Source organism: Variovorax sp. LjRoot130, assembly GCF_964253755.1.
GTDB lineage: Bacteria > Pseudomonadota > Gammaproteobacteria > Burkholderiales > Burkholderiaceae_C > Variovorax.
The window spans coordinates 1,158,129-1,183,220 of sequence record NZ_CAXURM020000002.1 but is presented as its reverse complement, the minus strand read 5'-3'; the positions used below and the strand labels follow the sequence as shown (position 1 = coordinate 1,183,220).

Below are 25,092 nucleotides of genomic sequence, written 5' to 3'. Positions count from 1 at the left end.
AGAGTGGCAGTGCCGCTCATGGTCCGGCCTCGTGCAGCAAGGCGGCCTGCGCAGCACCCGGCCTGGTCTTCGCCACGCGGTCCAGGGCTTCGGCACAGCTGGCGCCTGCCACGGGTCCACCGGCCTGCGAGCGCAGCGTGTCGGTGCTGGCGGCCACATAGCGCTCGCCCCGCACGCCAAGCGCGAGGTTGCGCGCAACAAAATCCGCAGCGCCGCCGGCGCGTGTGGGCGCCAGGCCGGCCGCACCGCGCCGCGCGACCTGCAGCAGCACGGCCTCCGGCAGTGCCGCGATCGAGACGCCGATCGGTCTTGCCAGACGTTCGTCCAGCGCGGGCTCGTCGTCGACTATCGCGTCTTCGAAGGCGGCCGTCGCGGAGGCTCCAGCGGGCGCATCGGTCGGCACGCGGAAGGCGGTGACATTGACGCGGCCGCCAGAGGCCATCGCCTCGAAGGCCGGCCGGCCGACGCGATCGTCGTCCGACAGCGGCGTGAACTGGCCGGGCGCAAAGTCGTCGCGCAGCGTTTCCGCCGCAGGCGCGGTCGGGCCGCCGATGCGGAAGCCGGCCAGTGTGAAAGTGACCGACGCCACCACTGAGGCGCCGAAGCGCTCGATCACCTTGTCGAGAGGCAGCAGACGCTGGCGCACGCTCAGCGCGCCGAGCGGATGCACCAGCATGCGGTCGCCATCGGGCTGTGTGCGCAGTGTGACGATGCGTTCGCCGTCCGCGGGCGGCAAGGCGCCCCACGCGTCGGCGCGTCCGAAGGCCTCAACCAGTCGAGTCGCGAGTTCCGCCGGCGCGATCGTCGAAGGCGGCTGCTCTGCCGGTTCGCCGACGGTTGCCTCGAACGCGATGCGGTGTTTGCCGATGAAGTCGAATTCGGCATAGCCTATTGCATGCCACGGTCCGGGACCGCTGAGAGACGCATGCAGCGCCGCATGCAGGATCGGTACGCTGTTGCGCGCGATGTCGACCGAGGCACCGAGGTCGGCCATCAGTGCGAACGGCTGGAACTGGATGAGGGCGTCGAAGTTCGCGAGCGCAGCCACCGAAAAGGTGCCGGCGAAGGTGTCGAAGCTCGCGTAGATATCGAGTGCCGCACCGAATTGGATGCTGTTCGTCGTCAGCGCGAAGTAGGACTCCAGCCGCAGCCGCGGATTGTCGCTATTGGCCAACGAGATGGCGAGCCGGCCGAGCGCCGGGAACGTGGCTGGCGGCTGGAAGCGCGGGTGGAACCCGCCGGCCGCGAGCGCGAACTGCTTCGTGGCACCCCAACCGACGCGCAGCGCCATATCGCCGGTGATCGCGAACGCCGCGATGCGCGAATCAACCAGCGAAGCGTCGACAGAGACCTCGCTGCGGTCGAAATCGATCACGCCGACGATGTCGAGGCGAAGCACGACGATCGCGTCCTTTTTGTCGGGCAGCGCCGCCTGGACCTTGCCGAGCACCACGAGCCGGATGGGCGCCATCAGTTCCAGGATCACCGCGGCCTGGAATTCGAGGATCGCGTTCGGGCCCCAGCCGATCTTCACCATCGGGCCGAAGACGTAGCGTCCCTGTGCCGGCGGGAAGATGCTACGTAGGTTGCTGATGATCTCGGCCGCGCGCGCCACCGGATTGGTAGGGAACAGGATCGAGTCCACCGTGCCGTTGCGCACGCCGTTGCGCAGCGCATCGACCACCATCGTGCGGTTGATGCCGAGCAGGCCGCCAACGCCGTTGAGCGTGAAGCCGTAGCCAAGCTGGATCGGTGGCAAGTCGAACGCGATGATGAGCAGCAGCGAGAAGCCCTGCGTGGCGGCGCCCGGTGCGCCCGAGGCGTCGGGCAACCGCGTGGTCAACAGACCGATCACCGTCAGACCGATGGTCTTGAACGAAAGCTGCAGCACGCCGGCGTACTGCTCGTGGTCCGGATCGAAGAACAGGTAGCCGCCGCCGGAGACCGGGCCCGCGACCACCGACAGGCCGGCACCGGCCGGTGGCTTGAAACGCGTACGCAGGTCGAGCGCGCCGAAGTTGCCCGGGCTGCCAGCCACCGTCGGGACCAGCGCGGCCTGCAGGCCGATGCGCTCCACGGTACCGTTGACCGGGCCGATCTTCACGACTACCGTCAGCGCCAGCGCGAGTTGCAGCCCCTCGGCGCTGGCGCCAATGCGCACCCACAGCGACTTGAGCTCGACCACGCCGCCGAGCGAGAGCTTGAGCGGCAGTTCGACCTCGAATCCCGCACCGCCGCGGAAGCGGAAGCCGGTCTTGGTCGAGGCGTCGATGCCGAGGTCGCCGCTGGCCTTGATGCCCTCGGGCGGCAGCACCTTCTTGAGGAAGCCGTCGCCGTCGGCGGGCACCACGGCGATGGTGAGGCCGACGACATCGACGCTCATGATCAACTCCGGCGGTTGACCGAGCGCGCCCGTCAACGCGGCGCCGAACTCGCGTATCGCAAGGCGCGTCTTGCCCTTCTCGCCGAGCAGGATGATCTCGGTGTCGGGCGGGGCAGCGCGGCGCACGCCGATGCCGAGCTTGCCACTCACCGCGGCGGCGGCGCCGCCGAGCAGTCCTGTCTCGAAGCCGAGTGTCTGCGGCGGCCGCAGCACCAGCGCTATGCCGGCCGTGATGTCGAGCGCGGTCTTGACCTGGAGCGTCCAGCCAGGCGCGAGCGTGCCCACGAAGGTCGCGGCGCCGGCCGCGTAGGGCAGGATCGCGACGCCCGTCCCGAGCGCGCCGGCAGGCGGCACTTCGCAAAGGCGCAGACCCACCTCCGCCGCGGTCGCGGCATCGAACAGCTTGCCCTTTCGTAACAGCGAAACGCGGTACTCGGTGCGCGGATCGGGCGGCCGGTGCAGCGCATCGGCGAGTTCGCTCGATTGCGGAAATTCGCCGAGCGGCAGCCCGAGCGCGCCGACGAAGCCCATCGTGCGCGCCAAGAACTTGTCGGCACGAAAGTCGGTGGACCAGCCGTAGACCTGGTCGAGGATCGACACCGGATTGGAAAACAGCAGCGGGATGCGCTCCCAATGCACCGTGGGGATGATGGCGTCGATGCGGTGGGTCGGGGCGTCCGGCTGCTGCACCACGAAGTCGACCAAGCCGAGCCACAGCAGCAGCTCGACGATCGCGCCGTGCTTGGCAATCAGGTACTGCAGCAGTACCAGGTCGAGCAGCCGCCGCGGCAGCTCGCTAGCAAGCCCGCTCTCGCCAACGAAGTCGCCGAGCTCGTCGAAGCCAGCCTCGATCGCGGAAGCCAGGCCGGCGGCGCCGCCCAGCACCGCGGTGACCGCGGTCAACAGCGACGCGGCCGCGGTCTTTCGCGCGTCGTCGGTGGTGGCAGCTCCGAGCTGACCGAGTGCGTGTCGGACGTCATCGACACCGGTCACCAGAAGCCCGAACGCTTCCGGCAATTGGGTGATGGCCGGCACGTCGAAGCCCAGCGCGCGCACCAGCTTCGCTACATCATCGGGCGAGGACAGCACCGCAAGCGGCGTCACAAGCTCGGCGAGCTCTGCGAGCAGTGCCTCGCGCGTGGACGACTCCGTGGTGTCGCTCATGGCGGATCCGGGAAATAGCGCGTGAGGCCGAGCACGTCCTGGTCCGCCTTGGCGTAGGTGACGGCGCGGTCGCCGTAGGCGTTGTTCTTCATGCTTGCCAGCGGCGTGTCGAAGCCGCCGCGGTTGTACTCGGTCGCGATCATGCCGATCGCCTGGTCGCTGGCCAGCACGTCGCGCATCGACATCATCGGAAAGCGGTGCGCGCGGTTCTTCAACTTCGCGAGCAGCTGCGCCGCGAACTGGATGTTGGTCTTGGGAAAGCGCAGGCCGTTGAAGATGCCGAGCTTGTCGGACGTCGACAGCGCGCGGTAGTCGGCTTCGATCGCGTCCAGAACGGCTTCCTTGCCGGGGTCGGTCAGTTCGCGCCAGGTGATGAGGCCGCTCACCATGGCGGCCGTGGTTTGCGCGATCTGTCCGACGCCAAGCGTCTTGCGGCTCGCGTACAGCAGGGTCAAGAGTCTCGGGTCAAAGCTCGAGAGATCCTCGATCTCGTTGAAGAAACCGCGCATCATCGCGATTTCCACATCGCGGATGTCATGCAGGTGCTGCAGGTTGACGGTGCGGCCAGTCTGGCGGGTGAGCTGTTCCACCAGCGCCTGCTGGCGCGGATCGTAGTCCTTGCCTTCGAGCCGCAAGCGAATCGCGTCCGCCTTTGGGCTGCCGTCCTTCGGTCGATTGAAGGCTTCGCGGTAGAGGATCGCGGCCAGCAGGCGCGCCGGGATGCCGTTCGGACCGGTGGCGGTTGCGGCGGCGTCGATGTAGGGCTTGAGTTCGAGGCAAATTTCGCGCAGCGTGAATAGATAGTCGGCGCCGGCACCGGCAATGGCGAGCTGGGTCGCAAGGGCCCGGAAGTCCGCTGACGGTTCCACCACCTGCTGGGTCAGGCTGACGGTGGCCAGGGTCGTGCCGGTCTTGCGGACGAAGACCGTGGTCTCGAGCGTGCCGGCAGCGGGCAGCGTCACCCAGCTTGCCGTGTCGCCGCTGTCGGTCTTCGAGACGAGCTTGGTCGCCGGGTCGGCGAAGCGCCAGATGAACTCGTCCGCGTCTTCATGGCACAACAGCACGTAGTCGAGGCGGCTGTCCACGGGCAGAGGCGCCGTCAGGAAGCTGACCAGCGTGAAGCCGGCGGTACCGCCGAGGCCGGGCACGGTGACCGTCTCGCCGAGCATGTTCCAACTGATCGGGGCGGCGATCGGCAGGAAGTAGCGCTCGGTCAGCGGAGCGGTCATGGCGTGGGCAGGGGCAAGGCCGCGTTCAGCGCCGCGTAGTCCTGCCAAGTCGGATGGCGGGCCAGCCATTGCGTGGCACCCACGTCGACCTCGGTCCTGTACGGCGTGGCTGCGGGCAGGGGACCGAGGCCGCTACCGGCACCGAGCGTCTCCTCGACGTGGGTCGTCGTCAGTGCTTCGGCGCGCGACATCATGAAGCGGTAGTGCGTCGGCGTGAGGTCGAGGATCACGAAGAAGTAAAGACCGCCAAGCCCATCGACCAGTGTGGCGTCGTAGGACGTCACTGCGCCGACCACCCACTCGGACAGGATGCGCTCGAACTTTGTCTGGCGGTAGCCGGTCGCGATGCCCGGCGCGTCAAACCATTCCCCGATCGGCTTGTCGCCGGAGTCGAGCTGCAGCGCGCCCTGGTCGATCGCATAGCCATCGATGCGTGTCTCGCGGTCGGCCGGATCGAGGTGTGCCAGCCAGTTGCGCCATTTGCGGCGCACCGCGTAGTGCTTGCTGACGTTGACCGCGCCGCGTTTGACCAGCACGTCGCTGTTGCAGTGCAGGTAGACGTCCTTGAGCACGCCCTTGGTGCGCCGGGTCGCGAGAGTCGGCGTCACCGCCGTGTAGTTGCTGCGAGCGCTGAAACGCAGATTGTCATTGTCGACGCTGCCGATATATTCGAGACGCAGGTCGTCGGCCATGATTGTCGAGCTTGAGGTGGGATCACATCGACCGTTTCCGTACGGCTGGCTGGACAGGATCGTCCGACGGCACATCGTCGGCCCCACAGCGCGGAATGCGCGACCGCGCGTGGGCGCGGTGAGGAATGTCGGCGTTCTGAAGCGTCGAGTGCATGCGAGGACCCTGGGAGGAAGAAATGAGGGTGGCCGAGGATAGGGAAAATCTGCGCCGGCTGTCTCTTTGCCGTTTGGCATAGGCTGGGACTCGATGGCGCGGATTGGGCCCATGTCGTCGGCAGCGCAGGGACGCCGGGCATGTTGACGATCCCCCGACGAGAAGGGATGCGATTGGAGCAGGCGTCAATTGCTGGCGTGCTCGCTATCGCCGTCTAGCGGTACTGGTCGCCGGTCCTGGAGGAGGGCGCATGCAGACGGTGGAGCCGCTACAGAACTTGATGATGATGTAAAGAACAACAAGCCTTGTTATGTCAAAAGCTCGATCGGCGCCACCACGCGCTTTGTTGCTGAGAAGCCAACCCCGGCTTCACCTTTGCCTTCACTCAGCCCGCGGCCCAAGGTGACGGCAAGGGCGAGCGACGCGAAGCGGCGCGCAATGTGGAAGAGCTCGTCGAAGGTGGTCGAGGCCGTCGCGATCAGACCGTAGCGCTCCGTGTGCTGGGCCAGCGCAGACAGCAGCGTGAACGGCTCGAAGGAGCTCACCGTGTGGCTGGTTGCAGCGCCTCGATCGGCATGTTGAGCACCGCGAGGTGATCGGCCATGAACAAGGCATCCGAATCGACCGCGCTCCCGCGTCTGGATCAGACGCCATGCGCGGGTGTGGATGCTGACCGGGTATGGAGGCCGAGCCGAAGCTGCTTTTGCGCGTGCTCACGTGTCCTCGTGCGTCAAGTCTATGGCCGCTGACGCGCCTGTTGAACGAAGAAGAAGCAATAACCATCCTTGCGCTCGGAGCGCCGTTAGATGGTTTGCTCATTCGGATATCGCGATTGATTCGTTGGCGCCCACGTCCTGCACTCTTAGAGTGCGGGCTCGATCTCATCATCATCGACAGCAACTGGAGGGTTCATGCTTGTTCCGACGAAGTGGTGGCGCTGCGCCGCCGTCGCCACGCTCGCTTTCATCGCCGCCGCGCCGGGCGCCTTCGCGCAGGCTTCGGCCGATGGCAGCGGCGCATTGGTCTCGACTGAATGGCTCGAAAAGAACCTCAAGAATCCGAAGCTGCGCGTGATCGAGGTCAGCGTGAACCCGGGTCTCTATGAGAAGGGCCACATCCCCGGCGCCGTCAACTTCTCGTGGCACAACGACCTCAACGACCGCGTGCGGCGCGACATCGTGAGCCAGGGCAATTTCGAGAAGCTGCTGTCGACCGGGGGCGTCGCGAGCGACAGCACGGTGGTGCTCTACGGCGACAACAACAATTGGTTCGCCGCCTGGGGCGCCTGGGTGTTCGACCAGTACGGCGTGCAGAACGTGAAGCTGCTCGATGGTGGCCGCAAGAAATGGGAGGCCGAGAACCGCACGCTCGAAGCGCGCACGCCCGAGCACGTCGCGACCAACTTCAAGGTGGCGAAGCCCAATCCGCAACTGCGCGCGCGCCTCTCGGATGTGCTCGCGGTGGCCGAGGGCAAATCGGATGCGAAGCTGGTCGACATCCGCTCGGCGGACGAATACACCGGCAAGATCTTCGCGCCGCCCGGCGCGGCCGAGCTCGCCGTGCGCGCCGGTCACATCCCGGGCGCGGCGAACGTGCCCTGGGTACGCGCGGTCAACGAGGACGGAACGTTCAAGTCCGCGGCCGAGCTGAAGGCGCTCTACGCGAGCGCCGGCATCGACGGCACGCGGCCGGTCATTACCTACTGCCGCATCGGCGAGCGGTCGAGCCACACCTGGTTCGCGCTCACCAAGCTGCTGGGCTACAACGTGCGCAACTACGACGGCTCGTGGACCGAGTACGGCAATGCAGTCGGCGTGCCGGTCAACAACCCTGCCGGGACCATCTGGGCTTCGAAGTAAGAGTGTCTCCTCGTCGAATCGAAGCGACGTTTCGCGGGCCTTCGTGGCCCGTTTTTTTCGCCTTGCTCGTCGCTGCGGCTCTTCTGTGGGCCATCGCAGTCGTGGGTGCGCAGACGGGTGGCCGCGCATTGGCCTTCGCGCTGGGGCTCGGTGCCGTGCTGGGCGCCGTGCTGCAGCGCTCGCGCTTCTGCTTCTATTGCCACGCGCGCGACTACTTCGAGCATCGGGACGCGCGCGGCCTGCTCGCGATCGTCGTCGCGCTCGCGGTGGGAACCGTGGGCATGCACATCGTGATGGGCTCCTGGCTTCCAGTGCCACAGCCGGGCCGCTTGCCGCCCGATGCGCACATCGGTCCGGTGAGCTGGGCGCTGGTGCTGGCGGGCCTCGCCTTCGGCATCGGGATGGTGATCTCCGGCTCGTGCATCAGCGCGCACTGGTATCGCCTCGGTGAAGGCTCGCCCACGGCACCGTTCGCGCTTGCAGGCAGTGCAATGGGCTTCGTGCTGGGCTTCAACAGCTGGAACTGGCTGTACACGGCGACCATCGCGACCGCGCCCGTCGTCTGGCTCCCGCACTACCTGGGTTATGCCGGGTCGGCGCTGCTTCAGCTCCTGCTGCTGGCCGTCGCTGCCGCGCTGCTGTGGCGCCGCTTGCCTGCGGCGTCCCCGGCCGCCGAACGGCCTTCGAGCTTCGGGGCCGCATTGCAGCGGCTCATTCGGGGTCGGTGGGACTACTGGCTCGGCGGGCTCGCGGTCGGTGTCATTGCGACTGTGGTGGTGCTGCGCCTGCGGCCGCTCGGCGTCACGGCCGCCCTCGGCAGCGCGGCGCGCGAGTTCGGCAGCGTGCGCGGATGGGTGCCCGATCGTCTCGAGGGGCTCGACGGTTTCGGCGGCTGTGTCACGGCCTTGGTCGAAAGCCTCTGGCGCACGCCCAACTCGCTTCTGATTGCCGGCCTGGTGGCGGGCGCCTTCGCAGCTGCGCTCGCGAGCGGCCAGTTCGCGCCGCGCTGGCCGCGCGGGCGCGAGGTGGTTCGCGGCCTGGGCGGCGGCCTGTTGCTGGGATGGGGCGCGATGACGGCGCTGGGTTGCACCGTCGGGAACCTGCTCTCTGGGACGATGGCCGGTGCACTCTCGGGCTGGGTGTTCGGAGCCAGCGTGCTCTTCGCGGTGTGGGCGGGCCTGCGACTGCGCTGGGGTGGCTGAGGACGCCAGTGCGACGAACCGGCATGGGTTGGACTCTGGCCGCGACGAGTTTCGGCTTCGTCGTGGTGCAGCTTGATGTGACCATCGTGAATGTGGCGTTGCCGGAGATCGGTGCGAGCCTCGGTGCCGGCGTGACGGGCCTGCAGTGGATCGTGAATGCCTACACGCTGGCATTCGCGGCACTGCTGATGATGGGGGGCTCCTTCGGTGACCGTTTCGGGAGCCGGCGCGTCTTCATCGTCGGGATCTTGCTGTTCGGGCTGGCATCCCTCGCCTGCTCGGTCGCGCCGTCCATCGAGATTCTGATCGCGGCACGCGGTGCGCAGGGCATTGGCGCCGCATTGATCCTTCCTACCTCGCTGTCGCTGCTGTCGCATGCCAGTGCCGGCGATTCGGTGGCAAGGGCGCACGCCATCGGCTGGTGGAGCGCCATCGGCGGCGTCGTGAGCGCTGCAGGCCCGGTAGTCGGGGGCGCATTGACGAGCAGCCTTGGCTGGCGCTCGATCTTCTTCGTGAACCTGCCGATCTGCGCGTTGGGCCTGTGGGCCGCGCGCCGCCACGTTGGCGAAACCGTGCGTGTGATCACCGGGCGTCTGGACATCGGCGGGCAACTTCTGGCCATGCTGGCACTCTTCGTCTTCACGCATTCGGTCATCGAAGCCGGCGCGCGTGGCTGGACCCACTGGACGGTGCTGGCGGGTCTTGCCTTGACCATGGGGGCCGTCGCGGCATTCGTGCGCAATGAATCGCGCGTGCCCGCGCCGATGATCCCGCTCGGGCTGTTTCGAAGCAAGGCCTTCTCCGCATCGGTCGTCCTGGGAGTGATCATGAACATCACTTTCTATGGATCGATCTTCGTGCTGAGCCTGTATTTCCAGCATGCGAAAGGCTATACGCCGACCGAGACAGGTTTCGCCTTGCTGCCCTTCATCGTGATCATGGTTGCCAACCTTGCGAGTGCGCGGCTGGCAAAGCGCTTCTCCCCTCGGACGCCGGTGATCGCGGGCTTCCTGATCTCGGCCCTTGGTTTCGCGCTACTGCACGGTATAGACGACGCCACGCCCTATCTGCGCATCCTGCCGAGCCTGCTGCTGCTGGCCATCGGCGCTGGCATCGGCACGCCGGCCTTGACGTCGTCGATCCTCGGCAGCGTGGAGCCATCGCGCTCGGCCACGGCATCGGCGATCTTCAGCGCGGCCCGCCAGGTCGGCAGTGCCATCGGCGTTGCCCTGTTCGGCGCGCTTGTGGTGGGCCTGCCAGCGCAGGTCGCTGCGGGTGCGGGGTTTTCGTTCGACCTGTCGGCGTTTCTCAGGCTCGCGGGTGTGTTGCTCGCCGTGCTGTGCCTGTGAGCTGGGGCGCTTGAGCGTCTCTCGCGCCGCAGCGTCAGATCGCATGCGCCGCCTGCAGCGCGTGACGAACCTCGGCGATCGCCGCCGCCACCCGAGGGTCATCGCGGCTGCGTGCGCGCGGCAGTTCGATCGGAACCTGCGCCGCCGTGCGACCCGGCTCGGCCTCGAGCACGATGACACGGTCGCTCAGGTACACCGCTTCGTCGATGTCGTGCGTGACCAGCAGGACCGTGATGTGGTGCGCCCGTGCGACGTTCAGCAGCAGGTCCTGCAGCTTCAGACGCGTGAAGGCGTCGACCGCCGAGAACGGCTCGTCGAGCAGCAGCAGCCGCGGCTGCAAGAACAGGCCGCGCGCGATCGCGACGCGCTGCGCCTGCCCGCCGGATAACTGCTTGGGCAGCCGCGCGCCGAGTCCGGCGAGCCCGACCTCCTGCAGCAGCGCATCGACCCTGGCCGAGTCGATGGCGTGCCCGCCGAGGTCGAAAGCCACATTGCGCGCCACGCTCAGCCAGGGGAAGAGGCGCGGCTCCTGGAACACGAAACGGATGTCGCGCGTCGGCCCGGTCACGGCGCGGCCGTCCAGCTGGACCTCGCCTTCATAGTCGCGGTCCAGGCCCGCGACGAGGCGCAGCAGTGTGCTCTTGCCGCAGCCGCTGGCGCCGACCAGCGACACCACTTCGCCGGGGCGCAGCCGCAGATGGATGTCGCGCAGCACCTCGCGCGTGCCGAAGCGTTTGCGGGCGATCCGGACGTCGAGCAGCGCGCTCATGCACGCGTGTCCAGCGTGTCCCGCCAGGACAGCCATCGCGCTTCCAGGCGCTGCATGCCCGTGTCGGTGAGCTTGCCCATCACGGCCAGCAGCACGATCGCGGCAAGCACGATGTCGGCGCGGCCGGTCTCGCGACCATCGGTCAGCAGGTAGCCCAGTCCTCGCGTGGCGGCGATCAGTTCGGCCGCCACCATGAACATCCACGCCAGCGACAGCCCGTTGCGCAGGCCGGTGAGCAGCGCGGGCAGCGCGGCCGGCAGCAGCACGCGACGCGCCATCGCGAGCGGAGAGAGGCCCGCCATCTCGGCCACCTCCACCAGCTTGCGGTCGACATCGCGAAACCCCGAAGCGACCCCCATGTAGACCGGGAAGAAGGCGCCGATCGCGATCAGCACGATCTTGGAGCCTTCGTCGATGCCGAGCCACAGCAGCAGCAGCGGGACCCAGGCGAGCGAAGGAATCGCGCGCAGCGCCTGGAAGCTCGGGTCGAGCAAGGCTTCGGCGCGCCGATCGAGCCCCACCAGCACACCCAGGCCGATGGCCAGCAGTGCGCCGGTCGCGAAGCCGGCGAAGACGCGGACCGTGCTGGCGAGCACGTGCGCGCCCAGGCCGTTGGCGGACAGCTCGACCAGCGTGCGAGTGATCTCGCTCGGCGGCGGCAGCAGGTGCGCCGGCACGGCTCCGAGGCGAACGGCCAGTTCGAGCAGCAGCAGCGAGCCGGCCGGCAGCAGGGCGCCCCACCAGCGCGAAGGGCGACGCGGCGCCGCAGGTGCAGGCGGCTGCGACGCCTGCGCGACGGGCGCGCTCGGCACTGCAGGCACCAGCCCGGGAGGGTAGTGCGCGCTCATCCGCTAGCCTTCAAGCGGCGCTGCCCGCCAGCCCGCGGGCGAACTGGGTATCGAGAAGATCCGCGATCGCCCTGTTGAGGTCGGTGCCGGGCTTGACGAGTTGCTCTTCCAGCAGGATGGGAGCGGCCGCCTGCAGCGCCTTCACGTGCTCGCTGGAGGGTTGGGGATTGCTGAAGTCGGTGCGCAGCTTGAGCTGCAGCAGCGCGACCTCCAGGCTGACCTTGGCCTCCTCGGCCAGGATCTTCGCCGCCTCGGCGGTGTTGGCCAGGATCCAGCGGCGTGCGCGCTCGTAGGCCGCGATCACGCGCTTCACCTCGGCCGGATGCCGGGCGAGGAATTCTTCCCGCACATTGAGGAAGCCATACGTGTTGAAGGCCACGTTGCGGTAGATCAGCCGCGAACCGGCATCGAGCTCGCTGGCCGCCATCAGCGGATCCAGCCCTGCCCACGCATCGACGCGGCCTTGCTCGAGCGCCGTTCGGCCGTCGGCATGCTGCAGCGCGACGTGTTCGATATCGCTGCGCTTGAGCTTGACGGTCTGCAGTGCGCGCAGCAGGAAGAGATATGGATCGGTGCCCTTGGTCGCTGCGACCTTCCTGCCCTTGAGGTCGGCGAGCGAGCGGATCGGCGAATCGCGCCGCACGAGCAGCGCGGTCCATTCGGGGCGCGAGAAGATGTAGGGCGCCCGGATCGGGTTGCCGTTTGCCTTGGCCAGCAGCGCGGCGAGCCCGGCGCTCGAGCCGATGTCGATGCTGTTGCCGTTGAGATATTCGAGGGCGCGGTTGCTGCCGGCGCTCAGCACCCACTTGACGCCAATTCCGTCCTGCTTGAGCGCCTGCTCGAGCCAGCCGAAGCGCCGCAGCACCAGGCTCGACGGCGAGTAGTAGGCGTAGTCGAGCCGGATTTCCCTGGGAGCATCGGCGGCTCGCACCATGGCGGGCAGCGCGAGGCCGGCGGCGCCGGCCGCCGCGCCTTGGAGGATCGATCGACGTTTCATGATTCAGCTTTCTTCGAGGGTTGTCGCGGTGGGAGCAGGCTTCCACAGCGCGGCGGCATGCAGGTCTTCGCCGAAGTCGGGCGCAACCTCGGCGCAGATGCGCTGCTCGTGCAGTTCCAGGTCAGCCAGCGCCACGCGCGCGAAGCGGTCGGGGTCGACGGGCCTGGCGTGAAGCGGGGCGGGGAGAGCGTCATGCCTCAGCGCAGCGCGATGCCGGCCGTCCTGATGGCCTGTGCGTATTTGGGACGCTCGGTCTGCAGGCTGGCTGCCAATTCGGCCGGCGTGCCGCCCGCGATCTTGAAGCCGAGGTCTTCGAGCTTCGTACGCACCTCGGCCGACTGGAGCACGGTCCGGATGTCCCGGTTGATTTTCGCCACCACCGCAGGCGGGGTGCCGGCCGGCGCGAAGTAGCCCTGCCAGCTTTCCACCGAGAAACCGGGCAGGCCGGCTTCGGCCATGGTGGGCACGTCAGGCAGCGCGGGGGAACGGTAGGGCGTGGTGACGGCCAGCGCGTGCAGGCGGCCGGCGCGCACGTATTCGGTCACCGCCGCCAGCGTGATCAGCGTCGCGTTCGTGTGCCCGGCCAGCACGTCCACGGTGGCCGGTCCGCCGCCGGGATAGGGGATGTAATTCACCTTCGCGCCGGTTTCCTGCGTGATGATCTCGTGCGCCACATGGGCGATGCCGCCGTTGCCGGGCAGGCCGAGGCTGATGCTTTCCGGCTGGGCCTTGGCGCGCGCCAGGTAGTCGGCGAAGGTCTTGAGTCCGGTGCCCGGGTTCACCACGAGGATCTGCGGATTCACCACCGCCTTGATGATGGGCGTGAAGGCCTTCTGCGCGTCGTAAGGCAGCTCGCGGTAGAGGATGGCGTTGAGCGTCAGGCCTTCGCCCTGCTGCAGCAGGGTGTAGCCGTCGGGCGCCGCCTTCGCCACCTTGGCCGCACCGATGGTGCCGCTGGCGCCGGTCACGTTCTCGACCACCACCGACTGGCCCCATAGCGCGGCGAGCCGGTCGGCCAGCGTGCGCGTGAGCTTGTCGGCGCTGCCCCCGGGCGCCACCGGGACGACGATGCGCACGGGCTTGCTCGGGAAGCTGCCCGCGTCGGGAGCGCCGAAGCTCGTGGGCGCGTGCAGTGCGACCAGCGCCAGAGCGGCTGCCGCAGCCAGGGCGCGAAGAAGGGAGCGTGTGCTCGTCATGGGGTTCGTGGAGTCAGCAAGGATGCGGCCGACTCTAGGCAGCAGCAGCGTGCGCGCGAACGAATTTCCGCGGATATGGTTAGTCGATTTGCTTCGTTGGTGCGCACGCTCGCGCGGCGTAGGGTCGCCAGCCTCCACACATTCCGAATCCCCAGCACTCACGATGACTTCGACCGCCCGCGCCTCCCACCCGTTCATCACGTCCCATGGGCTGAAGGCCGCGTTGGCCGACGGCGAGGAGATCGCCGTGCTCGACGTGCGCGAGACCGGCGTCTACACGCACCGCCACATCCTCTTCGCCGCATCAGCGCCGCTGTGGCGCCTCGAACTGCTGATCGACCGGCTGGTGCCGCGCCGCGGCACTCGCATCGTGCTGGTGGATGCCGACGAGACGCTGGCCCACCAGGCCGCCGCCAAGCTCGTGCGCTTGGGCTGGAACCAGGTGTCGGTGCTGGCTGGCGGCACGGATGCCTGGGCCGCCGAGGGTTTCGAGATCTTCAGCGGCACCAACGTGCCGAGCAAGGCCTTCGGCGAGATCATCGAGCACCGCAAGCACACGCCCTGGATCGATGCCGACGAGTTGCAAGAGCGCATCGCGCGCGGCGACAAGCTGGTCGTGGTGGACAGCCGCACGCCCGAGGAGTTCGCGCAGTTCAGCCTGCCTTTCGCGCACAGCCTGCCCGGCGCCGAGCTGGTCTACCGTATCCAGGAAATCGCGCCGGACCCCGAGACCCTGGTGGTGGTCAACTGCGCAGGGCGCACGCGCAGCATCGTCGGCGCGCAGACGCTCATCGACGCGGGAATTCCGAACCGCGTGGTCTCTCTGAAGGACGGCACCATGGCCTGGCTGCTGACGGGCCGTGCGCTGGCGCACGGCCGCAATGCCGCGCTGCCCGAGCCCGGACCGGCCGCGCTGGCCGCCGCGCGCGATCGGGCCGAGGTCGTGGCGCGGCGTGCCGGCGTGCGCCGCATCGATGCAGACGAGCTGGCGCGCTTCGAGGCCGAAGCCGCCGAGCGCTCCCTCTACCGCTTTGACGTTCGCACCGAGCAGGAATATGTGGCCGGCCATCTCGAAGGCTGGCGTTGGGCGCCCGGAGGCCAGCTCGTGCAGGCCACCGACGAATACGTGGCCACACGCCGTTCGCGCATCGTGCTGGCCGACTGGGACGGCGTGCGCGCCCTCACCACCGCCGCCTGGCTCGCGCAGCTGGGCGGCCACGAGGTGTTGGTCCACGCGCCGCCTGCGCTCGCCCCGCGGGTCACCGGTGCGGAGCCGGTGCGCGTGCTGCCGTCGCGTGCGGCCGCGCCCCTGGTGTCGCCGCAGCAGGCCGCTGCCTTGCTGGACGCGGGCCAGGCGGTCGCCTTCGACGTCGATCGGCGCGCGGCCTATGAACGGCGCCACGTGGCCCGCGCGCGTTTTGCCGTGCCCGATCGCCTGCAGTCCTTCACCGCCGAGCTGCCGCCCACGCAGACGGTGCTGCTGGTCTCGCCCGACGGCGTGCTGGCCGGCATCGTCGCGGCCGAACTGGCCGCACGCACACACCGCGACGTGCGTGCCATCGCAGGCGGCACCGGGGCCTGGGTCGCCGCGGGACTGCCCACGGCCAGCGGCGCCGAGGGCGTCCTCACCGGCGACGACGACCATTGGTACAGCCCCTATGCGCATGCGGACCCCGGCGCGCGCGATGCGGGCTTCCGCGCCTACCTGGCCTGGGAACTCGGCCTGGTGGCGCAACTGGAACGCGAAGGCGAAGTCGGCATCAGGCTCATACCGGCCGCCTGAAAACATGCACTGGCCCGTGGCTTCCCAACCTTCCTGCTCTTCATCTTCGTGAAACTCTGCAAGCTCCTGACCAGCGTCGTGCTGGCGTCCGTCCTCCTGCCCTCGGCGGCGCTTCATGCCGAGACCGTGCGCTGGGCCCGCTCCTCCGATCCGGCCACGCTCGACCCGCACGCGGTCAACCTCAACACCAACGTCACCTTCCTGCACCAGGTCTACGAACCGCTGGTGCTGCGCACCGCCGACGGCAAGCTCCAGCCGGCGCTGGCGACCGCATGGCAGGTCACGCGCGACCCCACGGTCTGGGAATTCAAGCTGCGCCCCGGCGTGAAGTTCCATGACGGCGCGCCCTTCGGCGCCGACGACGTGGTCTTCTCGATCCAGCGTGCCAAGGCGCCCACCTCGGCCTGGAAAACGCTGCTGGCGCCGGTGGTCGAGGTGCGCAAGGTCGATGCGCTGACGGTGCAGCTGAAGACCTCGGGCCCCAACCTCGTGCTGCCGCACACGCTGACCAATCTCTTCATCGTCAACGCGGCATGGTCGAGGTCCCACCAGGCCGAGCAGCCACAGGACGTTTCGGGCAAGGACGAGAACTTCGCCACCCGCAACGAGAACGGCACCGGTCCCTACCAGCTGGCGTCGCGCGAGCAGGACACGCGCACCGTCCTCAGGCAGTTCCCCGGCTACTGGGGAAAGGGCCAGTTTCCGTTGGAGGTGACGCAGATCGTGTTCCAGCCGATCAAGACGGCGGCAACGCGCGTGGCCGCACTGCTGTCGGGCGAGGTGGACTTCGTGCAGGATGTGCCGGCGCAGGACGTCGCGCGCCTGAAGGCCGATGCGCGGCTGCGCGTCACGGAGGGCCTGGAGAACCGCACCATCTACCTGGGCCTGAACGTCGGCGCCGGCGAGCTGAAGTATTCGGACGTGAAGGGCCGCAACCCGCTGGCCGACGCGCGCGTGCGCGAGGCCTTCCGCCTGGCGATCGACCGCGACACCCTCAGGACCGCGGTGATGCGCGGGCTCTCGGTGCCGGCCGGCATCATCGCGCCGCAATTCGTGCACGGCTACGAGAAGGCCTTCGACACCTGGCCCAAGCCCGATGCCGCGCGTGCAAGACAGCTGCTGGCCGAGGCGGGGTATCCGGGCGGTTTCGGCATCACGCTGCACTGCCCGAACAATCGCTATGTCAACGACGAAACGATCTGCACCGCGGTCGCCGGCTTCCTGGCGCGCATCGGCGTCAGGGTCTCGGTCGCCGCGCGGCCGATCGCGCAGCATGCGACCGCCATCAACCAGGCCGACACCGACTTCTATCTCTACGGCTGGGCCGCGCCGACCTTCGACTCGGCCTACATCTTCGACTACCTGGTGCACACCCGCGGCAAGGATGGACGCGGCTCCGCCAATGCCATCGGCTACAGCAACCCCGACATCGATGCGAAGATCGCCTCGCTCGCCGTTGAGCGCGATCCGGCCAAGCGCGACGCGACCATCCACGCGATCTGGCAGACGGTCCAGCAGGAAGGCTTCTACATCGCGCTGCACCACCAGGTGCTCGACTACGCGATGCAGCGCAAGCTCGACATTCCGGTCAATCCCGAGGACGCGATCTTCTTCAAGAACGTGAAGGTTGGCGACCCCGCGGCGGCGCGCTGAGATCTGTAGACCGGGCCGTAAATGCCCGGGCCAGGTCCGCAATGAGGTCTTGCGGATCTTCGAGTCCGACGTGCAGCCGTACCACCGGCCGGGTGCTGGTCCAGTGGCTGTGTTCGCGCAACCGCTCGGGCGCGGCGACCAGCGCAAGGCTTTCGTAGCCGCCCCACGACGCGCCGATGCCGAACAGCTGCAGCGCATCGACGAAGGCATTCGCCGCCGCCACGTCGGCATCGCGGAATTCGAAGGACACCAGCCCGCTCGCGCCGCTGAAGTCGCGCTTCCACAGCGCATGGCCTGGATCCTCGGGCAATGCCGGGTAGAACACGCGCGTCACCCGCGGATGGCGCTGGAGATACTGCGCCACTTCAGTGGCATGGCGCTGGTGCTGGGCCAGGCGCACGGGCAGCGTGCGCAGGCCGCGCAGCGACAGGTAGGCGTCGTCGGCACCAATGGCCAGGCCCAGCGCCTCGTGCGCGGTGGCGATCTTCGTGGCGAGCGCCGGGCTGTCCACCACCACGATGCCCTGCATCAGGTCGGAGTGGCCGGCGATGTACTTGGTCGCGGCCTGGATCGAGATGTTGGCGCCCAGCGCCAGCGGCTGGTGGAACCAGCCGCCGCTCCAGGTGTTGTCGGTGGCGACCGTGACGCCGCAGTCGCGGGCGATCGCGGCGAGGCGGGGCAGGTCCAGCACCTCGTAGAGCAGCGAACTCGGCGATTCGAGGTACACGAGCCGCGTGGTGGGGCGGATCTTCGCGGCCAGGTCGTCGTGCGTGGGCGAAAAATATTCAAGCGTGATGCCCAGGCGCTGCAGCAGGGTGCTGTCGACGCGGCGCACGGGTGCATAGACGCTGTCGGCCACCAGCGCATGGTCGCCGGGCGACAGCAGCGCAACGAACACCAGAGCGATGGCCGACAGTCCGGAAGGCGCGAGAAAGGCCCGGTAACCGAGCTCCAGGGTGGTGACGGCATCCTCCAGCGCACGGTGCGTGTCCAGGCCGTGTCGGCCGTAAGCCGCGACGCGTTCGCCGGCGGCGCGGCGGTGGTGGTAGTCGGCATGGGTGCCGGTGTCCTCGAAGCGCACGGTGCTGGTCCGCACCACCGGCACGTTGACCGGGCCGCTGCCGTCGCGCAGCGCGGGCGCACCAGCGTGCAGCAGCCGGGTGCTCGCGGAGAGCAGCGTGTCGGAACCCGCCGCGATTCCCGTTGCGTTCAAGCGGCCACCTCACTGGGCTTGAACTGCGTGGCGTTGTAGTTCACCACCACGCCGGTCTCCAGGTTCACCCCGATGCGGCCCGTGAGCGTCTCCAGCGGCTGGCCGTAGAGATGGAAATGCAGCGTAGGTTGGTTGCCCACCACGTGGATGCTGTGGATGTCGTCGGGCAGGAAGGCGACCGACGTGCCGGGCTGCACGGTGAGCTCGCGCACCAGTGCGAGCTGCGCCACGGCCGGATCGCTGCCGTCGTCGGTGCGGCGGTAGATGCGATTTTCCTCCTCGCCGTCGATCGCCACGATGACGGCCCAGGTCGTGTGGTTGTGCGGGATCGTGGTCTTGCCGGGATTGATCGAATTCAGATAGAGCGCGATGCCGTCGTCGCCGTCTTCGAAGTTGAGGCGATAGCGCGTGGAGGCGCCCACGCCCGCCGATTCGGCGGGCGGCGGAAAGTCGGCGCGCGTGAAGAGCGCGGTCTGCGTCGCCAGTTGTTCGAGGCGCGCGGTGATCACGGCCAGCGTCGCGCGGTCCGGTGCGTTGCCGGCGGCAATGCGCCTGATCTCGTCCAGCGCCTCGGCGATGGCGGCGCGGCGTTGCGCCGCGATGGAGGTGATGTCAGTCGTCATAGGTGTTCTCCAGTGAGGGGTGGGTTCAGAGCGCGAAACGCAGCCGCTCGAAGGGCAGCGGCACGAACGCGGGAGCGGGCTGCAGGGGCGCGGGGCGGGCGCGAGCGCCTTCGCCGAGCGCGCGGTGCAGGAAGGCGCGCGTGCGCTCGCTGGCCGGGTCGTTGAAGATGCGCGCGGCCGTGCCGTGCTCGACGATCACGCCCGCCTCGGTGAAGTACACCTCGTCGCTGATCTCCTCGGCAAAGCGCATCTCATGCGTGACCAGCACGCAGGTCAGGCCGTCCTGCACCAGGTCGCGGATCACGGTCAGCACCTCGCCCACGGTTTCGGGGTCGAGTGCGGAGGTCACCTCGTCGAACAGCATCAGCTCGGGCCGCATCGCCAGCGCGCGCGCAATGGCCACGCGCTGCTGCTGGCCGCCCGACAGCTCGCCCGGGTAGGCCGCTTCCTTGTGCGACAGGCGCACCTTCTCCAGCAGCTCGCGCGCTTCGCGCTCGGCCGTAGCCCGCTCGCGGCCGGCCACGCGGGTCGGCGCGATCACCAGGTTCTGCAGTACCGTGAGGTGCGGGAACAAGTTGTACTGCTGGAACACGAAGCCCACGCGCTTGCGCAGCGCGATCAGCTCGGCCTCGGTGCGCAAGCTCTCCACGGCGGTGTCGCCCACGCGGATCTCGCCGCGCTGCGGGCGCAGCAGGCCGGTGATGCAGCGCAGGATGGTGGACTTGCCCGAGCCCGAGGGGCCGACGATCGACACCGCCTGGCCGCGCCGCACCTCGAGATCGATGCCGCGCAACACCGTGGTGGCGCCGAAGGCCAGGTGCACGTCGCGCAGCGCGACCAGCGGTGCTTCGCGTGCAGCGGCGGCGGTGGGGGAAAGAAAGACATCAGTGGCGGTCATGGCGGCGCTCCAGCGCGCGCGTGGCGCGTGCAATCGGGTAGCAGTAGGCGAAGAACAGGCCCAGCAGTGTGAAGTAGACGAGGATGGTGAAGTCGGTGCGCGCCACTGTGTTGCTCGCGATCTGCGCCGTGTCGACCACGTCGTGCACGCCGACCAGCGAGGCCAGTGCCGTGCTCATGGTGATGCTGGCATACAGGTTCATCCACGGCGGCAGCATGCGGCGCACGCACTGCGGCAGCACGATGAGGCGGAAGATCTCGCGCCGCCGGAAGGCCAGCGACTGCGCCGCCTCCCACTGCGCACTCGAGATGGACTGGATGGCGCCGCGGAAGATCTCCGCCACGTTGGCGCTGGCCGGCAGCGCCAGGCCCAGCACCACCTTGATCCAGTCGGGAAACGGAAAGCGCCACGAGGCGAGGTGCAGTTCGAAGGGGAAGACGTAGGTCGTGAAGTAGATCAGCACCAGCACCGGCGCGTTGCGAAACACCTGCACGTACCAGCGCGTCGCGATGCGCAGCATGCGCAAGGGCGAGAGAGACAGCGCCCCCACCACCAGCCCGGCCAGCGTACCCAGCGCCATGGCGAGTACGCTGATCTCGATGTTGGCCAGCAGGCCGCGCAGCAGAGCCGGCAGCCATCTCCACAGGTGCACGAAAGCCGTGGGCGTGCTGCCCGTGGCGCCCCAGAAGGCGAGCACGATCAGCGCGGCGCCGACGCCGACGAACCAGGGGTTGCGCCAGGGGCTAGCCCACGGGCCGGCGGGAACGGCCTGCGGCGCGCCATGCGCGATCATGATTTCACTGGCCATAGCCGGGCATCCTCAGGCGTTCTTCGAGCCAGCGGCCGGCCAGGCTCACGAGCCAGGTCAGAAGGCCGAAGTACAACAGGATCAGGAGCAGCAATTCCAGCACGTTGTCGCGCTGTGTCCAGATCATGATGGACTCGTAGGTCACGTCGCCTACCGCGATGGCCGAGGCCACGGCGGTCATCTTGACCAGGTCGACCAGGTTGTTGACCAGCGAGGGCAGCGCGAAGCGCAGTGCCAGCGGCAGCTCCACACACCACAGCAGCTGGCGCTGCGAGAAGCCCAGCGAGCGGGCGGCCTCGAGCGTGACGCGCGGCACGGCCTCGATGGCCGCGCGCAGCGCCTCGGCATGGAACACGCCCTTGTGCAGCGACACCACGACCACCACCCAGACGAAGGGCGTGAGCGGGTTGCCGCCGTGCGTCTGCAGCTGCTGGGTGATGAGCATGTTGAGCACCAGGAACGCGCAGTAGAGCTGCACCAGCGTCGGCGTGTTGCGCGTGACTTCGACGAAGGCGCGCGCGGGCTGCACCAGCCAGGCGCGCCCGGAGGTCAGCGCGGCGGCGATCGCCACGCCGGCGGCGAGGCTGCAGGGGATGGTCAGCAGGCACAGCTGCAGCGTCACGCCCAGGCCACGCAGGAAGGCGCCTCGCTCGGCCGGGTTGAGCACGAAGGCGTAGTTGAGGCCCAGCGGCTTGAGCGCCGCGACCGCCTGGGCCCACAGCGCGTCGCTCATCCCGAGGTCTCCAGTTCGATCGCAGCGTCGGCGCTGCCGCGATCGGCGGGGCGCATGACGACGGCCGACAGCGTCAGTGCGAGCGAGCGGAGTTTCATGGCGAAGGCCTTCAGGGGCCGCCGGATCGCAGCTCCAGGTGGATCAAGGAAAAGCGCAGGCAGGTCGTCGAGCGGACTCAGGGCGCGGCCTTGAGCTTGGCCTGCAACTCGGGCAGCAGCGGCTGCGGCGGCACGATGCCAAGGCGCTTCTCGGTCTCGATCAGCCAGCCGCTGCGATGCCATTGCTGCACCGCCTTGTCCACCGCGGCGATGGTGTCGGCCTCGCCCTTGCGGGCCCACACCACCGAGGGTGCGGGCAGGATTTCGTCGCGGATCGGCGCCGCGTACGCGCCCCATTCCGGATTGCCGCGCAGGAGCGGCTGGATCAGGATCGCGTCGTGCACCGCGGCCACGCAGTTGCCGCCGCGCAGTGCCAGCAGCGATTCGGCCGAGGTCTTGAAGCCGCGCACCTCGGCCCCGTACTGCTCCTGCAGCGGCTTCACGTAGCTGCTGCCCTGCGAGGCGCAAACGGTCTTGCCGCGCAGGTCGTCCCACTTGGTGATGCCGCTGGTCTTGAGGACCGCGGCCGTGCCGCCCACGCGGTAGAAGGGCGTGGGCGCATGGCCCAGGATCTCGCCGCGGTCGGCGTTGTATTCCATGGAGGCGATCAGCAGGTCGACTTTGCCGGACTGCAGGAACTGCATGCGGTTGGAGGGGTTCACCTGGACCAGCTCGGCCTCCGCACCGAGCCGCTTGGCCAGGTCGCGGGCGAGCTCGGGGTTCCAGCCGACGAGCTGCTGCGTGGCCGGGTCGATGGCGCCGAAGGGGCCGCCGCTGATGGCGACGCCGATCACCACCTTCCCGCGCTGGCGGATCTTGTCCAGTGTCGCGTCGGCATGGGCCAGACCGGCGGCGAGGCAGAGCACGGCGCCGAGCAGGGCGGCGATACGGTAGGAACGAGGAAGGCGGAACGTTGGATGCATGGAATCGTGACGGCAAGGCAAAGGCAAAGGCAAAGGCAAAGGCAAAGGCAAGCGGGCATCTTGCGGGCCCGCGGACACCGTCGCAAGGAAGACTTTCAGATATCGATATGCGTCGCCTCGGGCAGGCGGAAGGCCGCGAGATCTTCCGGCGCGCATTGCGCGATCAGCCCGGTCTCCCAGGCGAGGTAGCGGCGTGCGGCATCGAGGTTGCCCTCGTGCCGGTCGTGCACGAAGAACAGGTAGTCGATGGCCTCGGCATCGGTCGGCGACCCTGGGCTCGCGTCCTGCGGCCAGCCGGCGGCCTTGGCCGCAAGGGCCGGGGCCCAACTCAGGTGGTGCCAGCCGGCCTCCCAAAGGTCCTGCGCCGCCAGCCGCGCCACGATCTCCTCGGCCGCCAGCAGCAGCACGGGGCGCTGCCGGTCCCCGCGCGTCGCGGCCTGCACGTCGGCCATCAGGCGCGGGCGGATCGACCACGTGGCGCCGCGTGCATGGCGCTGTCGGTATGCCATCGAAGGCCGCAGGTCGAATACCACCGGCGGCAGGTTGCCGTTCCGCAGCGCCGTCAGGGCTTCGGGCGTCCGTTCCGGCACAGCCTGCGGCAGGGGCAGGCGAGACGGTGCAGGGATGCGCAGCGCTGCGGCGACGCCGCCCTCGACCACCGCTGCATCGAGGCCCAGGCGGCGCAGCCAGAGCGCCGCCACCGGCGCGCGGATGCCTTCGTCGTCCAGCAGCAGCACGCGGCTGCCGCGCACGCCGATCTGCAGGTCGGCAGCCTGCAGCAGCTGGCCGCCCGGCGCATGCCGCGCGCCTTGAATGCTGCCCGCGGCGAATTCGTCGGCGGTGCGCACGTCGAAGACGAAGGTGGTGCGTGCGTCGTCGTCGAGCCAGGCCTGCGCGGCGGCGGCGTCGAGCAGCGGCACCCCGGCGCGCCGGGCGGCGGCAGCGGCGTCGGCCTGCGCAGCATGCCGCTGGGAGGGAAGCGGCGCGGCCGGCAGCGTGCGTGGGCTGCCGCGTTCCAGCTCGAGCCCGGCCAGCGCCCAGCCCTGCGTGCCGTTCTCCAGCGCCAGCACCGGATTCGGCACGCCCAGGTCGCGCAGGATCTGGGCGCCGACGATGCTGCGCGTGCGGCCCGCGCAGTGCACGACGATCGGCGTCTGGTCATCGGTCACCAGCGTTCGCCAGCGCAGCGCCAGTTCGCCGTTGGGCACGGGCAGCGCACCGGGGATGGTCATCTTGCGGTGCTCTTCGAGAGTGCGGCCGTCGAGCAGCACGAGCGGCTCGCCCGACTGAAGCCGCGCGGCCAGCGCCTGCGCGTCGATGTGTGGGACGTCGAAGGCGTGTTCGACCCGCTCGCCGAAGGTCTTCGAAGGCAGGTTCACGCCCTGGAAGAGGGTGTGCCCGGCGCGTGCCCAGGCCGGTGCGCCGCCGGTGAGCAGCCATACATTTTCGTAGCCCAGGGTCGCCAGCCGCGCCGCCGCGCGCGTGGCCACAGCGGAGCCTGCGGCGCCGTCGTCCAGCAGCACGGTGCGCGTGCCCCGGCGCGGCACCAGGCGCGCGATCTCCGGCTCGAGCCGGCTGTAGGGCACGTGGACGGCGAAGAAGGGGTGGCCTTCGCCGTACTGTCCATGCTCGCGCACGTCGAGCAGCGCGATCTCGCCACCGTCGTGCAGCCAGTGCTGCAGGGTGGCGGCGTCGACGGTCGGGACCGAAGGCGCTGGGGTTGCGGATTGCGCAGGGTTCACGGCGGGAAGAGACATAGGGTGAAGAGCGGAATCGGAAACGACACAGGCGCAGCACCTTAGCCACCGCGCGCAAGGTGGGCTACGAAGCTTTGTGCATAAGCTTCTGCGCACGAGCGGACGCAAGCACCCGCGACTTGGCAGAGCCCGAGGCCCCATCTCTTAGTTGAGTTGGTTCTTAAGAACCCACTTTTCGGTTGTTTGAGATTCGATCTTCCCTTCCTACATTGATGGCCATCGCCACCAAGAGGCGAACACCAGGAGTCACCAGCAATGTCATTAGAAGTCGAAGAAGTCGCGCTGCCGGAAGCGCTCGTCGAAGCCCGGGCCCAGGCCGAAGCGCAAGGCTGGCGCTATCCCGGCGGCGTGAACCCGCGGACTGCATGGGCGCTGGTCCAGGCAGGACAGGCGGTGCTCGTCGACGTGCGTTCGGGCGAGGAGCGCAAGTTCGTCGGGCATGTGCCGCAGAGCCTGCACGTGCCGTGGGCCACCGGTACCGCGCTCACACGCAACCCGCGCTTCGAGCGCGAGTTGGAGGCCAAGCTGGCGAAAGAGGGTGGCAAGCAGGCTGTCGCGCTGCTGCTGTGCCGCAGCGGCAAGCGCTCCGCGCTGGCGGCCGAGGCGGCCGCCAAGGCCGGCTTCACGCAGATCTACAACGTGCTCGAAGGCTTCGAGGGCGAGATCGATGCCGGCCAGCATCGGGGCACGAAGGACGGCTGGCGCTACCACGGGTTGCCCTGGGTCCAGGACTGATACCTCGGTCTCTCGCAACAAAAAAA

Annotated in this window: 20 protein-coding genes and 2 pseudogenes; 6 read left to right on the top strand and 16 right to left on the bottom strand. The window is 68.7% G+C overall.

Features of this window, described 5'->3' with window-relative positions; genetic code table 11:
- Positions 1-16 precede the first annotated feature (16 nt).
- From ACSQ86_RS35455 to ACSQ86_RS35440, 4 genes and pseudogenes are all read right to left on the bottom strand, one after another.
- Positions 17-3,547, bottom strand: a complete 3,531-nt coding sequence (locus tag ACSQ86_RS35455) for a DUF6603 domain-containing protein (protein WP_436310782.1) — start codon at positions 3,545-3,547, stop codon at positions 17-19.
- Positions 3,544-4,776: a hypothetical protein gene (locus ACSQ86_RS35450; protein ID WP_436310781.1), complete on the bottom strand. Its 1,233-nt coding sequence runs from the start codon at positions 4,774-4,776 to the stop codon at positions 3,544-3,546. The genes ACSQ86_RS35455 and ACSQ86_RS35450 overlap by 4 nt, the downstream gene beginning before the upstream one ends.
- On the bottom strand, positions 4,773-5,468 hold the full coding sequence (locus tag ACSQ86_RS35445) for a hypothetical protein (RefSeq protein ID WP_436310780.1): 696 nt from the start codon (positions 5,466-5,468) through the stop codon (positions 4,773-4,775). Before ACSQ86_RS35445 ends, ACSQ86_RS35450 begins: the two co-directional genes overlap by 4 nt.
- A 570-nt stretch (positions 5,469-6,038) precedes the next feature.
- Positions 6,039-6,290, bottom strand: a pseudogene (locus ACSQ86_RS35440) (LLM class flavin-dependent oxidoreductase); the annotation flags it as partial.
- Positions 6,291-6,533: 243 nt separating this feature from the next.
- Here ACSQ86_RS35440 and ACSQ86_RS35435 point away from each other — a divergent pair.
- The 3 genes from ACSQ86_RS35435 (at position 6,534) to ACSQ86_RS35425 (ending at position 10,032) form a co-directional block, all read left to right on the top strand.
- Positions 6,534-7,481, top strand: coding sequence for a sulfurtransferase (locus tag ACSQ86_RS35435; RefSeq protein ID WP_436306550.1), 948 nt, complete (start codon positions 6,534-6,536; stop codon positions 7,479-7,481).
- Between the two features lie 62 nt (positions 7,482-7,543).
- The gene (locus ACSQ86_RS35430; RefSeq protein ID WP_436310779.1) at positions 7,544-8,683 is read left to right on the top strand and encodes a YeeE/YedE family protein; all 1,140 of its coding nucleotides are present in this window, start codon (positions 7,544-7,546) and stop codon (positions 8,681-8,683) included.
- Positions 8,650-10,032, top strand: a complete 1,383-nt coding sequence (locus ACSQ86_RS35425; RefSeq protein WP_436310778.1) for an MFS transporter — start codon at positions 8,650-8,652, stop codon at positions 10,030-10,032. Before ACSQ86_RS35430 ends, ACSQ86_RS35425 begins: the two co-directional genes overlap by 34 nt.
- Positions 10,033-10,066: 34 nt before the next feature.
- On the opposite strand, the gene ACSQ86_RS35420 is transcribed toward ACSQ86_RS35425, so the two are convergent.
- The 5 genes from ACSQ86_RS35420 to ACSQ86_RS35400 all read right to left on the bottom strand — a co-directional run bounded on the left by ACSQ86_RS35420 (position 10,067) and on the right by ACSQ86_RS35400 (position 13,842).
- Positions 10,067-10,801, bottom strand: a complete 735-nt coding sequence (locus ACSQ86_RS35420; protein ID WP_436306552.1) for an ABC transporter ATP-binding protein — start codon at positions 10,799-10,801, stop codon at positions 10,067-10,069.
- Positions 10,798-11,649 carry an ABC transporter permease gene (locus ACSQ86_RS35415; RefSeq protein ID WP_436306553.1) on the bottom strand — a complete coding sequence of 284 codons (852 nt, stop codon included), beginning with the start codon at positions 11,647-11,649 and terminating at the stop codon, positions 10,798-10,800. The genes ACSQ86_RS35420 and ACSQ86_RS35415 overlap by 4 nt, the downstream gene beginning before the upstream one ends.
- Before the next feature lie 10 nt (positions 11,650-11,659).
- Positions 11,660-12,646 carry an aliphatic sulfonate ABC transporter substrate-binding protein gene (locus ACSQ86_RS35410; RefSeq protein WP_436310777.1) on the bottom strand — a complete coding sequence of 329 codons (987 nt, stop codon included), beginning with the start codon at positions 12,644-12,646 and terminating at the stop codon, positions 11,660-11,662.
- A gap of 3 nt (positions 12,647-12,649) precedes the next feature.
- Positions 12,650-12,781 carry a hypothetical protein gene (locus ACSQ86_RS35405; protein ID WP_436306555.1) on the bottom strand — a complete coding sequence of 44 codons (132 nt, stop codon included), beginning with the start codon at positions 12,779-12,781 and terminating at the stop codon, positions 12,650-12,652.
- A gap of 62 nt (positions 12,782-12,843) precedes the next feature.
- A complete protein-coding gene (locus tag ACSQ86_RS35400; protein ID WP_436306556.1) occupies positions 12,844-13,842 on the bottom strand; it encodes a tripartite tricarboxylate transporter substrate binding protein in 999 nt (332 codons plus the stop codon).
- A 196-nt stretch (positions 13,843-14,038) separates the two neighbouring features.
- On the opposite strand from ACSQ86_RS35400, the pseudogene ACSQ86_RS35395 reads away from it, so the two are divergent.
- Positions 14,039-15,625 (top strand): annotated as a pseudogene (locus tag ACSQ86_RS35395) (rhodanese-like domain-containing protein); the annotation flags it as partial.
- A 48-nt stretch (positions 15,626-15,673) separates the two neighbouring features.
- Positions 15,674-17,278: an ABC transporter substrate-binding protein gene (locus ACSQ86_RS35390; protein WP_436306557.1), complete on the top strand. Its 1,605-nt coding sequence runs from the start codon at positions 15,674-15,676 to the stop codon at positions 17,276-17,278.
- Here ACSQ86_RS35390 and metC read toward each other — a convergent pair.
- The 7 genes from metC to ACSQ86_RS35355 form a co-directional block, all read right to left on the bottom strand.
- Positions 17,238-18,491 (bottom strand): cystathionine beta-lyase, encoded by a 1,254-nt coding sequence (metC, locus tag ACSQ86_RS35385; RefSeq protein WP_436306558.1) that lies wholly within the window; start codon positions 18,489-18,491, stop codon positions 17,238-17,240. The two genes, ACSQ86_RS35390 and metC, sit on opposite strands and share 41 nt — an antisense overlap.
- A complete protein-coding gene (locus tag ACSQ86_RS35380) occupies positions 18,488-19,114 on the bottom strand; it encodes a cysteine dioxygenase (protein ID WP_436306559.1) in 627 nt (208 codons plus the stop codon). The genes metC and ACSQ86_RS35380 overlap by 4 nt, the downstream gene beginning before the upstream one ends.
- A gap of 25 nt (positions 19,115-19,139) precedes the next feature.
- Positions 19,140-20,012, bottom strand: a complete 873-nt coding sequence (locus ACSQ86_RS35375) for an amino acid ABC transporter ATP-binding protein (protein WP_436306560.1) — start codon at positions 20,010-20,012, stop codon at positions 19,140-19,142.
- Entirely contained in the window at positions 19,999-20,820 is an 822-nt protein-coding gene (locus ACSQ86_RS35370; protein WP_436306561.1) for an amino acid ABC transporter permease, read from the bottom strand. Before ACSQ86_RS35370 ends, ACSQ86_RS35375 begins: the two co-directional genes overlap by 14 nt.
- Positions 20,810-21,553: an amino acid ABC transporter permease gene (locus ACSQ86_RS35365; protein WP_436306562.1), complete on the bottom strand. Its 744-nt coding sequence runs from the start codon at positions 21,551-21,553 to the stop codon at positions 20,810-20,812. The genes ACSQ86_RS35370 and ACSQ86_RS35365 overlap by 11 nt, the downstream gene beginning before the upstream one ends.
- Positions 21,554-21,728: 175 nt before the next feature.
- Positions 21,729-22,574: a transporter substrate-binding domain-containing protein gene (locus tag ACSQ86_RS35360; RefSeq protein ID WP_436306563.1), complete on the bottom strand. Its 846-nt coding sequence runs from the start codon at positions 22,572-22,574 to the stop codon at positions 21,729-21,731.
- 95 nt (positions 22,575-22,669) lie between these two features.
- Positions 22,670-24,331 carry a rhodanese-like domain-containing protein gene (locus ACSQ86_RS35355; protein ID WP_436306564.1) on the bottom strand — a complete coding sequence of 554 codons (1,662 nt, stop codon included), beginning with the start codon at positions 24,329-24,331 and terminating at the stop codon, positions 22,670-22,672.
- Positions 24,332-24,586: 255 nt separating this feature from the next.
- On the opposite strand from ACSQ86_RS35355, the gene ACSQ86_RS35350 reads away from it, so the two are divergent.
- Positions 24,587-25,066: a rhodanese-like domain-containing protein gene (locus ACSQ86_RS35350; RefSeq protein ID WP_436306565.1), complete on the top strand. Its 480-nt coding sequence runs from the start codon at positions 24,587-24,589 to the stop codon at positions 25,064-25,066.
- The last annotated feature ends 26 nt before the right edge of the window (positions 25,067-25,092 follow it).

What these genes read in the sequence shown, in the direction of transcription:
- ACSQ86_RS35410 (WP_436310777.1), bottom strand. Translation starts at nt 12,646, where the DNA reads ATGAAACGTCGATCGATCCTCCAAGGCGCGGCGGCCGGCGCCGCCGGC.
- ACSQ86_RS35355 (WP_436306564.1), bottom strand. Translation starts at nt 24,331, where the DNA reads ATGTCTCTTCCCGCCGTGAACCCTGCGCAATCCGCAACCCCAGCGCCT.
- ACSQ86_RS35365 (WP_436306562.1), bottom strand. Translation starts at nt 21,553, where the DNA reads ATGAGCGACGCGCTGTGGGCCCAGGCGGTCGCGGCGCTCAAGCCGCTG.
- ACSQ86_RS35370 (WP_436306561.1), bottom strand. Translation starts at nt 20,820, where the DNA reads ATGGCCAGTGAAATCATGATCGCGCATGGCGCGCCGCAGGCCGTTCCC.
- ACSQ86_RS35455 (WP_436310782.1), bottom strand. Translation starts at nt 3,547, where the DNA reads ATGAGCGACACCACGGAGTCGTCCACGCGCGAGGCACTGCTCGCAGAG.
- ACSQ86_RS35400 (WP_436306556.1), bottom strand. Translation starts at nt 13,842, where the DNA reads ATGACGAGCACACGCTCCCTTCTTCGCGCCCTGGCTGCGGCAGCCGCT.
- ACSQ86_RS35360 (WP_436306563.1), bottom strand. Translation starts at nt 22,574, where the DNA reads ATGCATCCAACGTTCCGCCTTCCTCGTTCCTACCGTATCGCCGCCCTG.
- ACSQ86_RS35435 (WP_436306550.1), top strand. Translation starts at nt 6,534, where the DNA reads ATGCTTGTTCCGACGAAGTGGTGGCGCTGCGCCGCCGTCGCCACGCTC.
- ACSQ86_RS35445 (WP_436310780.1), bottom strand. Translation starts at nt 5,468, where the DNA reads ATGGCCGACGACCTGCGTCTCGAATATATCGGCAGCGTCGACAATGAC.
- ACSQ86_RS35420 (WP_436306552.1), bottom strand. Translation starts at nt 10,801, where the DNA reads ATGAGCGCGCTGCTCGACGTCCGGATCGCCCGCAAACGCTTCGGCACG.
- ACSQ86_RS35380 (WP_436306559.1), bottom strand. Translation starts at nt 19,114, where the DNA reads ATGACGACTGACATCACCTCCATCGCGGCGCAACGCCGCGCCGCCATC.
- ACSQ86_RS35450 (WP_436310781.1), bottom strand. Translation starts at nt 4,776, where the DNA reads ATGACCGCTCCGCTGACCGAGCGCTACTTCCTGCCGATCGCCGCCCCG.
- ACSQ86_RS35350 (WP_436306565.1), top strand. Translation starts at nt 24,587, where the DNA reads ATGTCATTAGAAGTCGAAGAAGTCGCGCTGCCGGAAGCGCTCGTCGAA.
- ACSQ86_RS35375 (WP_436306560.1), bottom strand. Translation starts at nt 20,012, where the DNA reads ATGACCGCCACTGATGTCTTTCTTTCCCCCACCGCCGCCGCTGCACGC.
- ACSQ86_RS35415 (WP_436306553.1), bottom strand. Translation starts at nt 11,649, where the DNA reads ATGAGCGCGCACTACCCTCCCGGGCTGGTGCCTGCAGTGCCGAGCGCG.